The following is an 11,714-nucleotide window of genomic DNA, read 5'->3' on the forward strand; positions in this document are numbered from 1 at the left end:
ATTGATGCACACTTTGCAGCTGGCTTCGCCAGCTGCAACAAGGATGTGCGTTGCTTCAGCGAGCGACTTTCTCTGCCAGAGCCTTGTCGGCTTTTTTGCGTTGACGCAGCCACTGCAACACTTTCCTGCCGGCCATGATGCCCGGCTTCTCGATGTACAGGAACGTCAGGCTGCTGATGATGATCAACAGGCAGGCGCAGACAGCCAGCAGCGGCAGGAAGGTCCAGATATCGCGAGCGTCCAGATCAAGCGCCATCGGCAGGCGCTGGATCAACACCCACAGTACGAAGCCGTGCAGCAAATAGGTGCTGTAGCTGATTTCACCGAGCCAGCGAATGCTGCGTGGTTTCAGCGCGCCGAACAGGGTGTTGCCGGACGCCACAATCACGAAAAACAATGACATGAGCAGTATTGGCCTCACGCTGAAGGCACGGTTGAATGCCGTGAAGGCAATCGCCAAGGCCAGCAGCGCGATAATCCCCGCCATTCGCGTCTGACTCCAGGCCACCAGCTGCGGCCTGCGAATCCAGTACGCAGCGCCGATACCGCCGAGAAAACTCGCCATAAAGTGTTTCTTCAGCGAGTGCTCCAGGCCAATCACTTTGTACAGGGCGACAATGCCGATCAGGCACAACACCACTTGCAACCAACTGCCCCGGTAGATAAACACCATGCCGGCAAGGGGCAGCGCCATATAGAAAAACACCTCGTAGCCCAGGGTCCAGGTGACATTGGAGATCAGCATGCCGGTTTGGTGGTATTGGTTGACGTCCGGGCGGTCGAAGGTCAGCCAGGCCAGGATCTGGCCGAAAAAGCGCATGCCGGAGTCCTTGAGCTCCCAGTTCTGCAGGTAGAACACCGTGATAAACACGATCAGCATCAGCGGCAAGTACAGCGGGTAGAGGCGAAAAAACCGCGATATGGCGAAGGCCAGCCAGTCGTGCTGGCGTCCCTGGGTGAGCAATCGGTTCCAGAACAGGAAGCCGGTGATCATGAAAAACAGCGCGACACTGCCCTGTCCGAGCTGTGAGTAGAGATTGCTGGGCGGAAAATCAATCACGCCCGTGCGCAGGAAGATCAAGGTAATGATCGAGTGGTGCACGAACACGCCGAACGCCAGATAACCGCGCAGCCCATCAATGCTGGCATAGCGGCTTTCACCGGAATGTTCGATGTGTCGGGCGATTTTCGGCACTGCGCGCAACAACAGGGCCGAAGTCGCAATGGCTAGCAGATAAGCTGCCAGCGCAATGAGTGGGTTGGTTTCAGTCATCAATGAGCCCGGGCCGGGGTGCTCCCGGCCAGCACTTGCCGGTGCAGATTCTCGACAGCGGACTTGGGTGCCGTCATGGCGTAGCCCTGAAGCAGCGCCTCGAAGTGTTCTTCGAACAACCAGCGCCGGTCCACCGTGTAGCGCTGCATATGGCGCAGATTGCGCTGACGCAGCGCCAGGCTCAAGGAAGAAGGGTAAATGCGCAGGTCGGCCACATCGATCAAACCAAACTCTCCATCCTCGAGCACCAGCACATTGCCCAAGTGCAGTGAGCGGAAATAAACGCCTTGTTCATGCAGTTGGGCCATGAACTTGCCGAAACGCTCCACCAGCGCTTGACGCACCGCCGGCGCGGTAATGCCTTGCAGGACCTGGCGCAGCGTATTGCCGGGCAGCGGCGAATAGTGCACGGCACTGCTGCCGTCCGCGAGGCGATAAAGGGCAAGAATAGGCGGGGTAGGGATCCCCAGGTTGCGCAATTGCTCGCTGTTGACGGCAAAGCGTTCGGAGTAGGGGTTGAAACTGCCCGAGGTGTACCAGCGGCGGCCACGAAACAGCTTGAGGAAGCTGCCATCGAGCAGGCGCAGGACTTTAGGGCCCAGGCCATCTTCTTCGATCACCTGCGCATTGGCAGTCAGTTGTTGCTGGGCGATCGGCGTCAGTGTCTTGACGGGCATCGTCAGCAAGCGTCTGGCGCGCTGGTTGATGCTGAGCGCGACGATCAAAGCCAGCGGGATCCACAGCAGGAACCAATGCTCCTTGGGTCGGGAGATGATGCCGCCGCCCTCGGTCAGGCCTGCGCCGATACCGAATATCAGCCAGGTCGAGGCCATGATAAACAGCGGTTGCAGACGATTGCGCCAACTGCTGAACAGTCCCCATAGCTGGGCAAACAACCAAGGCAGCAAACCCAGAATGCCGACGTAATAGAGCACGCCGAGGACAAAACTGTGGGGCTCCTGATAGTTGACGCCAATGCCAGGGTCGATGGCCAGATTAGCGTTATAACCATGACCGATCCAGGGGTGGTCGGCAATTTTCTGCAAGGCCAGTTGCCAGATTTCGAGGCGGTAAGAGTCGCCTCGTAGAATGATCATTCGCGCAAACAGCCCATAAACCGTAGCGCCGCCGGCAACCAACGCACCTAGCAATACGACGGAGCGACGGTTCCAGCAAATGAAGCCCAGCCAGAGTGCTGCCATCGTCAGTGCAACCAGCGGTGTCCTGGAGCCCGTGGCGATCACGGCGGCGAACATGATTGCCAGCGCCGGGAGGCTCAGCCAGAGCATCCGGCGGCGCTTGCAGATCATGCTCATGCTCATCCAGTAGGCTGCGTAAAAACCGTACATGTGAGAGCTCAGCAGCGGATTGTCGAACGCGCCACCACCGATCAATCGCAGGCCGGGCTGGTACACGCGGGCGAACAGGAACAGATCGTGGGTGGTACCGATCAGTCCGACTATTGCCGCGGTGAATAGCAAAGGCTGGATGATTTCGCTGCGATAGCGCACCAGAAAATAGCAACCGACAAACAACAACAAGGTATGCAGCGGTGGTTTGAACTGGCCGACGAAGCCCCCCTTGTCCGGTCCCCAGCACAAACTCAATAGCGCCCAGGCCGCGAACACCAACACGGCGACGAACACCGGTTCACGAATCATTTCCTTGAGTTCCCGGGGACGCAGGCACAGGGCGATCAGCGCTGGAATGCTGAACAAGCCATAAAAAAGCTTGTGGTGCAAACTTCGGCCCGGCAGGAAGAACAGGGCACACAGGAGCAAGAGATAGCCGAGTGGAAGAATCCAGAGGCAAATGAAATCGAAAACTCGATTTGACGCACTATTGAAACCGCTGAGTTGCATGCTGAGAGATTCAATCCTGAAGTTGATCGGCCATTTCGGGGTGATGGCTATTTGATGCTTGATTCGACGTCTAACAATAACAGCCTTTATGCGATTGCCAGAACCCTGAAGAAGCTGTGCTAAAGTCAGCGTCCTTTTTATCGACAAACGCGTGATATGACCGACTCCAGTCTCTCCGCAAGCCCATCGAGCTTGAAAATCTACTTCCGCCTGCTTGGCTATGTCCGGCCGTACATCAGTCTGTTTCTGATCAGCATCGTCGGCTTTCTGATTTTCGCTTCGACCCAGCCAATGCTCGGCTATATCCTCAAGTACTTTGTCGATGGCCTGTCCAATCCTGAGGCCGCGCTCTTCCCGACGGTGCCTTACCTGCGCGACCTGCAACTGCTGCAGGCGGTGCCGCTGCTGATCATCCTGATCGCCGCGTGGCAAGGGCTGGGATCTTATCTGGGCAACTACTTTCTAGCCAAAGTTTCTCTGGGTCTAGTCCATGATCTGCGAGTACAGCTGTTCAATAACCTGTTGGTTCTGCCCAACCGGTATTTCGACAAGCATAACTCGGGTCATCTGATTTCGCGTATCACCTTTAACGTGACGATGGTCACCGGGGCGGCCACAGATGCGATCAAGGTCGTAATCCGTGAGGGCATGACGGTGATCTTCCTGTTTGCCTCGCTGCTGTTCATGAACTGGCGCCTGACGCTGGTCATGGTCGCCATCCTGCCGTTGATCGCCGTCATGGTGCGCACCGCGAGCAAGAAATTCCGCAAGCAAAGCAAGAAAATCCAGTTGGCCATGGGTGACGTGACGCACGTGGCGTCGGAAACCATTCAGGGCTATCGCGTGGTGCGCAGCTTCGGTGGCGAAGTCTACGAAGAAAAACGCTTTTTCGACGCCAGCCAGGGCAATACCGACAAGCAACTGCGCATGACCCGCACCGGTGCTATCTACACGCCGCTGCTGCAATTGGTGATTTACACCGCCATGGCGGTGCTGATGTTCCTGGTACTGTACCTGCGTGGCGATGCTTCGGCTGGTGACATGGTTGCCTACATCACCCTGGCCGGCCTGTTGCCCAAGCCGATCCGCCAGCTGTCCGAAGTCAGCTCGACCATCCAGAAAGGCGTGGCCGGTGCCGAGAGCATTTTCGAACAACTGGACGTTGCGCCTGAAGTCGATACCGGCACCGTCGAACGCGATGCTGTCACCGGTCGTCTGGACGTACGTAACCTGAGCTTCACCTACCCGGACACCGATCGCCAGGTGCTCAATGACATCACGTTCTCGGTCGAACCGGGGCAAATGGTGGCACTGGTCGGACGCTCAGGCAGTGGCAAGTCGACCCTGGCCAACCTGATTCCGCGCTTCTATCACCACGACAAGGGCGAGATCCTGATCGACGGTGTTGAAGTGGAGCAGTACAAGCTGCTGAACCTGCGCAAGCACATCGCCCAGGTGACCCAGCATGTGACGTTGTTCAGCGACACCGTGGCCAACAACATTGCCTATGGCGATCTCGCCGGCGCGCCGCGTGAAGACATCGAGAAAGCGGCGCGAGACGCTTACGCCATGGATTTCATCGCGCAATTACCCGAAGGCCTGGACACCCAGGTCGGCGAGAACGGCGTGCTGCTGTCCGGCGGTCAGCGTCAGCGTCTGGCGATTGCGCGAGCCCTGTTGAAGAACGCGCCGTTGCTGATTCTCGACGAGGCCACCTCGGCGCTCGACACTGAATCTGAGCGCCACATTCAGGCGGCACTCGATCAAGTGATGAAAGGCCGGACCACGCTGGTGATCGCTCACCGACTGTCGACCATCGAAAAGGCTGACCTGATTCTGGTTATGGATCAGGGCCGGATCGTCGAGCGCGGTACCCATGCCGAGCTGCTGGCGCACAACGGATACTACGCCCGCCTGAACGCCATGGGCCTCGATGCCCCGGCTGAAGACATCGCCTGATCTTCGCTCGCCGGGCGCGCAATGCGCCCGGCGATTTGTATCCAGACCTTTACCCTTCTTGACCAAACCTGCATAAATCTGTGCGACTCGCTTGTTAAGGTTCCTGAACGACCTTTGACTTCAATCGATGGGGCCATCCCCATCGCGCGGGTACTGCCATGCTGCAACGTTATCTCTGGAAGCTGTTACCCAAGTCGCAGCGGGCATTTTTGCTGGGACGCCTGTCGGTGGTAGACCGCCAGGTGGTGAACAAATCGATGTCGGCCAATGTGCGTTTTCCCCAAGCCTTCGAGCAGCTTTCCTGTCTGTACATTCATGTCCCCAAATGTGCCGGGAGCAGCATCTGCGCAGCGATGTTCGACAATTGGAGCCCCGGTCACTTGCCGTTGTACTGGTACGAGCAGCAGTTTTCCGAGCAGTTTGCGACCAGTTTCAAATTCGCCTTTGTGCGTGATCCTCTGGAAAGGGCTTATTCGGCCTACGCATTTCTGCGGGGCAACGAGTTGGGCCGGCGCGATCATGCGGCGCAAAAACTGGTCAGCCACTACCGCGACTTCGACGATTTCGTCGGTCGCTGGCTGCACCCGGAAACGATCCAGCGGCAATTGCATTTCGCCGCGCAAACGGATTTTCTCACCGACTCCCTGGGGCATCTGGCGTTGGACTTCATTGGGTATCAGGAGCATCTGGAACGGGACTTTCAACTGGTCTGCGAGCAGTTGGGGTGTTCGCTGGTGCTGCCTCACGTCAACAGCTCCCGGCAACGACAGCTGATGCGCGCCCGTGATTTCTGCTCGGCGCGTACCCGTCGGTTGGTACGCCGGGCGTACCAGCGCGACTACGAGATGCTCGGCTATGAATAAAGCGCAGTTGATGTCAGTTGCCGATGTCAGGCCTTACTCGCTGGCGCTGTCGAACGAGGCGCGTGCCTCAATCAAATGCCAGCGGCCGCGTTGCTTGTGGTTGACCGGGTTGTCCGGGGCGGGCAAGTCGACGCTGGCCAATGCCCTTGAACTTCAGCTCAATCAGCGTGGGCTGCACACCTTTCTGCTGGATGGTGACAACCTGCGTGGCGGCTTGTGCCGTGATCTGGGGATGGGGGCTGACTGTCGCCGGGAAAATATCCGACGCATGGCCGAGGTGGCGCGATTGATGGTGGATGCGGGGCTGATAGTGATCGTTGCGGCGATCTCGCCTTTTCGTACCGAGCGCGAAACCGCCCGGCGTTTGTTCGCCGAAGGCGATTTCATTGAGGTGTATGTGAGCACGCCGTTCGCAGTGTGTGCGCAGCGCGACCCCAAAGGCTTGTATCAAGCGGCCCGGCAGGGGCGGCTCAAGGACTTCACCGGCATCGACAGCCCGTACGAGGCGCCGCTGTCTGCCGAATGTGAGATCGACACCGACGAAACGGGGCTGGCCGACGCCTGCTGGCAGTTATCGGCATTTCTGCTCAATAAATGAACAGTTTTACCCGGCAAATCATCCCGTTGCAGCCGTCACGCAAGCCAGCGCCAACCCTGTGGTAATATCGCGCCCCTGTTCATTTTGTATGTGGGTTGCTCCATGAAGTTGTCCATGCCGCGATTCGATCAAGCCCCTGTCTTGGTGGTCGGCGATGTCATGCTCGACCGTTACTGGCATGGTGGTACCTCACGGATTTCCCCTGAGGCGCCGGTGCCGGTGGTCAAGGTCGAGCAAATCGAGGACCGCCCGGGCGGTGCCGCCAACGTTGCGTTGAACATTGCCGCGCTCGGTGCTCCTGCCTCGCTGGTCGGTGTGACCGGCGACGACGAAGCGGCCGACAGCCTGGCCAATAGCCTCCAGGGCGCAGGCGTCCGGGCTATTTTCCAGCGCATTGCGCACCAGCCGACCATCGTCAAGCTGCGGGTCATGAGTCGTCACCAGCAATTGCTGCGTATCGACTTCGAAGAACCCTTCGCCACCGACGCGTTGGCGCTTGGCGAGCAAGTCGATGAACTGCTCGAAGGCATCAAGGTGCTGGTGCTGTCCGACTACGGCAAAGGCGCCCTGAAAAACCATCAGGTGCTGATCCAGGCCGCCCGTGCCCGTGGCATTCCAGTGCTGGCGGATCCCAAGGGCAAGGATTTCTCGATCTACCGTGGCGCGAGCCTGATCACCCCGAACCTCAGCGAGTTCGAAACCATCGTCGGTGGCTGCGCCGATGAGCACGAACTGGTGAGCAAAGGCGCGCAGCTGATGCACGACCTCGACCTCGGCGCCTTGCTGGTGACCCGTGGCGAACACGGCATGACCTTGCTGCGTCCGGATCATCCGGCGCTGCACCTGCCGGCCCGTGCCCGTGAAGTGTTCGACGTGACCGGTGCCGGCGATACCGTGATTTCTACCCTGGCAGCGGCGATTGCCGCGGGTGAAGAATTGCCCCATGCGGTGGCCCTGGCCAACCTGGCAGCGGGCATTGTGGTCGGCAAACTCGGTACCGCAGCCATCAGCGCCCCGGAACTACGCCGCGCCATCCAGCGCGAAGAGGGTTCCGAGCGCGGTGTGTTGGGCCTTGAGCAGCTCTTGCTGGCCGTCGCCGATGCGCGTGCGCACAAAGAGAAGATTGTCTTCACCAATGGCTGCTTCGACATTCTGCATGCCGGCCACGTGACCTACCTCGAGCAGGCACGGGCCCAGGGCGATCGATTGATCGTTGCGGTCAATGACGATGCTTCGGTCAGCCGCCTGAAAGGGCCGGGTCGTCCGATCAACAGCGTCGACCGTCGCATGGCCGTACTGGCCGGTTTGGGCGCAGTGGATTGGGTGATCAGCTTCCCTGAAGGCACCCCGGAAAATCTGTTGCGCGAGGTCAAGCCGGACGTGTTGGTGAAGGGGGGTGATTACGGGATCGACCAAGTGGTCGGCGCAGACATCGTGACGGCTTATGGCGGGACGGTGAAAGTGCTGGGGCTGGTAGCGAACAGCTCTACAACGGCGATTGTCGATAAGATCCGTCAATCCGAGTGAGACGTTGATCATTCCCACGCTCTGCGTGGGAATGATCAACGGACGCAGAATGTGGGAACGATCAAGAGCTGACTTTTTTATGCGGCACGATTTTCTTCAGCAATTGCTTTGCCTTCCCGCGTAATCGCGCCAGACCCGAATCCTTCCCCGGCGGGCTCAGCCCCTGCTGGCGCACCCAATCTTTCCAGCGAATCCGCTCATCACGCACCACCCAGCCTTCCTGTTGGGCAAAACTCTCTGCCAGGAACAAGCCGCGCGTGCTCGCGGGGTAGAGCTGATCCTTCTTCAAGGTATACAGCTCGGCCATCGGCTGGCCGTCCTGCAAGGGCATCAGGTACAAATCCGGGCGCTTGCGGTCGAGGCGGGCCACCAGTTGATCGCCTTCCAGGCGCTCATCGACATGAAACAGGCTCAGGGATTTGGCTTCCTTGGGCACGTCCAGGCGCAGGTCATAGATCAGTTGCAACGACGCGGTGGGCAAATGCACGTAAGCCCGTGGCCGTTCGATCAGTTGCAGGTTGGCGCACCGCACCGGCCGCGCCGAACCGGACAACGGCGTCAGGCGAAACGGTAGCGCCTCGCGGTAGTGCAGGGCACTGGCATAGGGCGCAGGCAACCACGTGTCATTAAAACGCCCGCCGAGCCAGCCTTCCGGGGTTTCCAGCAGGCACTCTTCGGCAATTTCCTGAATCGCCGTGTGCAGCGGCAGGTTCAGTTCATGGGCCGGTACGTACCCGGAGATCAGCTTGAGCACCACGTCGCCACGGTCTTGCCGACGCTGGCGCACCAACACCCAGTAATCGCGATTCTGCCAATGCAGGGTCAGGCGCACCGAGACCCCGAGGTTGGCCAGTTCCAGCGCAAACCGCTCGGTGCTGGCTACCGTCACAGGACGGCGACGTTGCAGGGTCTGGGAAAAGTTGAGCGGCATCCCGACGCTCTGGTAGCTCAAGCCTTCGGGAGTCGCTTCGACGTACAACGGCAGGGTCTTGAAGTTGCTCGGGTTCTTTCTAATGAGCGTACGCGGCATGTCGGCTCCTGCTTAAGGCCGCGTGGGCGGCATCAGTTTCTACGGAGGACCTGGGCAACGGTCGCAACGTTGTGGGCGAGGTGCAGCGGATTAATGGTCCCGACAATAGCACTGGCCACACCCGGATGTTCAAACAACAACTCGAAGCTGGCGCGCACCGGGTCCACGCCTGGACTCAGGCACACATGACCGCTGGCGAGGGCTTTTTTGACCAGAATGGCTTTGCCGTGAGCAGCAGCATAGTCAATGACAGGCTTCTCGTTCTGATCGTTCAGATTGTAGGTGACCATGGCGCAATCACCTTGCTCCAGAGCCTTCAAACCACCTTCGACGGTTTTTCCGGAAAAACCGAAACCGCGAATCTTGCCTTCGGCCTTGAGCGTGGCGAGGGTCGCGTAGACCTCGCTGTCATTGAGGATCGCCATATCGTTGCCGTCGGAGTGCACCAGCACCAGGTCGATAAAATCCGTTTCCAGACGTTGCAGGCTGCGCTCCACTGAAAGACGGGTGTGGGCGGCACTGAAATCGTGGCTCGACTGGCCATTGGAAAACTCTTCGCCGACCTTGCTGACAATCACCCAGTCCTGACGCTGGCCGCGCAATAGCGGGCCGAGGCGTTCTTCGCTGCGGCCATAGGCCGGGGCGGTGTCGATCAGGTTGATGCCCATGTCGCGGGCGAGTTTGAGCAACCGGCGTGCATCATCGTCGTCGGGAATCTGAAAACCATTGGGATATTTCACGCCCTGGTCACGGCCGAGTTTGACCGTGCCCAGGCCCAGCGGCGACACCAGCAGGCCGGTGCTGCCCAATGGGCGGTGCAGATCGTGCAGGGTCGGTTGGCTCATGGCAGCAGTTGCTCCCAGGCCGGCACGCCCATTGGCGGTTTCGGTAGTTCCGGCAGAGGCTCTGGATGGCTCGGCTGGATGCCGTCACGCGTCAGGCTGGCGATGACCCGGTCGGCGAAGTCCGGTGCCAGCGCCAGTTTGGTCGGCCAGCCCACCAGCAGGCGACCTTGTTCGGCGAGGAAGGCGTTGTCGGGACGGGTGAGCCCCGATTGCAACGGCTCGGCGCGGTCCACGCGCAAGGTGGCCCATTGCGCGGTGCTCAGGTCGATCCATGGCAGCAACTGCCCGAGCTCTTGCTGGGCCGTGGCGATTTGCTCGGCAGGTTCGCGGGCAACGCCTTCAGCCTCGGCAATGTCGCCCCCCATGTACCAGACCCACTGACCGTCGGCGGCCGGGTGAGTGGTCACGGTCAGGCGCGGTTTGGTGCCGCCGCCCAGGCAATGGGCGTAAAGCGGTTTGAGGCCCGGGCCTTTGGCGATGATCATATGCAACGGCCGACGCTGCATGGCGGGCTGGCTCAACCCCAGCGCTTCGAGCAATGCCGCGGTGCCAGCACCGGCGCTGAGGACGATGCGCTGGGCACGAATCTCGCGCTCATCGACCTTCAGGCCGACCAGCACGTTGCCTTCCAGCAGCGGCTCGATCTTCTGCGCGGCGAGCAGGCCATCACCGGCCAGAACGGCCAGGCGCTGGATCAGGCTTGGCACGTCGACCACCAATTCCGCCAGGCGATAAACCTTGCCCTTGAAGCGTTTGTCTTGCAGGGCCGGCGGCAGTTGCTCGCCCTTGACCTGATCGACACGGCCGCGCACGGCCTTGCTCGCGAAGAAACTGGTGAGGTTGCCGGCGAGCGTGCCGGGGGACCAGAGATAGTGCGCTTCGGACAACAGGCGTACGCCGGACAGGTCCAGTTCGCCATCGCCCGCCAGCGCTTCACGCCAGCGGCGCGGCATGTCGGCAATCGCTTCCGATGCCCCGGTCAGGGCGCCGTGCAACGCGTACTTGGCGCCGCCGTGGATGATGCCCTGGGATTTCACACTCTGCCCGCCGCCGAGGCTGGCGCTTTCCACCAGCACGGTCGAAAAACCCTGGCGGCGCAGGCGCGCATTCAGCCAGAGGCCGGCGACACCAGCGCCGACAATCAGAACGTCGGTGGAAATAACGGATGGCATGCGGCGACCTCAGTGTTCAAGACGAGGGCGCAGTATACAGATTCATGCCAAGCGCTATGTAGCAGCTGCCGAAGGCTGCGTTCGAGCCGGGGTCGCGCTCGACCGAAGTCCTCGCCTTCGATCTGTCTGAGATGTCTATTGTCAGTTTTTACAACTGCTTCGCAGTCGGACGCAGCCTTCGGCAGCTGCTACAAAAAGCGGTGCATCAGTGCCCGGCAGTTTTTGAGAACAGTTGGATGACCACGACACCCAGTACGATCAACGCCATCCCCAGCATCGCCGGCACATCCAGCTTCTGCCCGTAGATAAACAGCGCCGCGACGCTGACCATCACGATTCCCATGCCGGCCCACACTGCGTAGGCAACTCCCACCGGAACGCTGCGCACTACCAGGGTCAGCATCCAGAAGGCAATGCCGTAACCGACGATCACCAGAACCAGCGGCAGCGGCGTGCTGAAACCTTTGACGGCTTTCATCGAAACAGTTGCGATCACTTCGGCGCAGATGGCGATGGCCAGATAGTAGTAAGCGGTCATGGGTGCATCCTCGTGTGAAGTGTTGCTTTCTGAGGTCGGCATTTTAG

Annotated in this window: 10 protein-coding genes; 4 read left to right on the forward strand and 6 right to left on the reverse strand. The window is 59.9% G+C overall.

What is annotated here, in order from left to right:
* Positions 1 to 55: 55 nt before the first annotated feature.
* Together SB725_RS11560 and SB725_RS11565 are read right to left on the reverse strand one after the other, a co-directional pair.
* Positions 56 to 1,273 (reverse strand): acyltransferase family protein, encoded by a 1,218-nt coding sequence (locus SB725_RS11560; protein WP_410921779.1) that lies wholly within the window; start codon positions 1,271 to 1,273, stop codon positions 56 to 58.
* The gene (locus SB725_RS11565) at positions 1,273 to 3,135 is read right to left on the reverse strand and encodes an O-antigen ligase family protein (RefSeq protein ID WP_410921780.1); all 1,863 of its coding nucleotides are present in this window, start codon (positions 3,133 to 3,135) and stop codon (positions 1,273 to 1,275) included. Before SB725_RS11565 ends, SB725_RS11560 begins: the two co-directional genes overlap by 1 nt.
* A gap of 156 nt (positions 3,136 to 3,291) precedes the next feature.
* Here SB725_RS11565 and msbA point away from each other — a divergent pair, with 156 nt between their 5' ends.
* From msbA to hldE, 4 genes are all read left to right on the forward strand, one after another.
* Entirely contained in the window at positions 3,292 to 5,094 is a 1,803-nt protein-coding gene (gene msbA, locus SB725_RS11570) for a lipid A export permease/ATP-binding protein MsbA (protein ID WP_027922025.1), read from the forward strand.
* A gap of 158 nt (positions 5,095 to 5,252) precedes the next feature.
* Positions 5,253 to 5,957, forward strand: a complete 705-nt coding sequence (locus SB725_RS11575; RefSeq protein ID WP_059181744.1) for a sulfotransferase family 2 domain-containing protein — start codon at positions 5,253 to 5,255, stop codon at positions 5,955 to 5,957.
* On the forward strand, positions 5,950 to 6,555 hold the full coding sequence (gene cysC / locus SB725_RS11580; protein WP_059181743.1) for an adenylyl-sulfate kinase: 606 nt from the start codon (positions 5,950 to 5,952) through the stop codon (positions 6,553 to 6,555). The genes SB725_RS11575 and cysC overlap by 8 nt, the downstream gene beginning before the upstream one ends.
* A gap of 102 nt (positions 6,556 to 6,657) precedes the next feature.
* Positions 6,658 to 8,082 carry a bifunctional D-glycero-beta-D-manno-heptose-7-phosphate kinase/D-glycero-beta-D-manno-heptose 1-phosphate adenylyltransferase HldE gene (hldE, locus tag SB725_RS11585; RefSeq protein WP_059181742.1) on the forward strand — a complete coding sequence of 475 codons (1,425 nt, stop codon included), beginning with the start codon at positions 6,658 to 6,660 and terminating at the stop codon, positions 8,080 to 8,082.
* Between the two features lie 61 nt (positions 8,083 to 8,143).
* Here hldE and SB725_RS11590 read toward each other — a convergent pair whose 3' ends face one another.
* The 4 genes from SB725_RS11590 to SB725_RS11605 all read right to left on the reverse strand — a co-directional run bounded on the left by SB725_RS11590 (position 8,144) and on the right by SB725_RS11605 (position 11,667).
* Complete coding sequence (locus SB725_RS11590; RefSeq protein ID WP_027922021.1) at positions 8,144 to 9,112, reverse strand: hypothetical protein; 969 nt, start codon at positions 9,110 to 9,112, stop codon at positions 8,144 to 8,146.
* A gap of 32 nt (positions 9,113 to 9,144) precedes the next feature.
* The gene (locus tag SB725_RS11595) at positions 9,145 to 9,957 is read right to left on the reverse strand and encodes an aldo/keto reductase (RefSeq protein WP_059181741.1); all 813 of its coding nucleotides are present in this window, start codon (positions 9,955 to 9,957) and stop codon (positions 9,145 to 9,147) included.
* Positions 9,954 to 11,129 carry an NAD(P)/FAD-dependent oxidoreductase gene (locus SB725_RS11600; RefSeq protein ID WP_027922019.1) on the reverse strand — a complete coding sequence of 392 codons (1,176 nt, stop codon included), beginning with the start codon at positions 11,127 to 11,129 and terminating at the stop codon, positions 9,954 to 9,956. The genes SB725_RS11595 and SB725_RS11600 overlap by 4 nt, the downstream gene beginning before the upstream one ends.
* A 205-nt stretch (positions 11,130 to 11,334) precedes the next feature.
* Positions 11,335 to 11,667 (reverse strand): DMT family transporter, encoded by a 333-nt coding sequence (locus tag SB725_RS11605; RefSeq protein WP_015093202.1) that lies wholly within the window; start codon positions 11,665 to 11,667, stop codon positions 11,335 to 11,337.
* Positions 11,668 to 11,714 lie beyond the last annotated feature (47 nt).

It is taken from the genome of Pseudomonas sp. SIMBA_041, from assembly GCF_046535095.1.
GTDB classification, from domain to species: domain Bacteria; phylum Pseudomonadota; class Gammaproteobacteria; order Pseudomonadales; family Pseudomonadaceae; genus Aquipseudomonas; species Aquipseudomonas mucoides.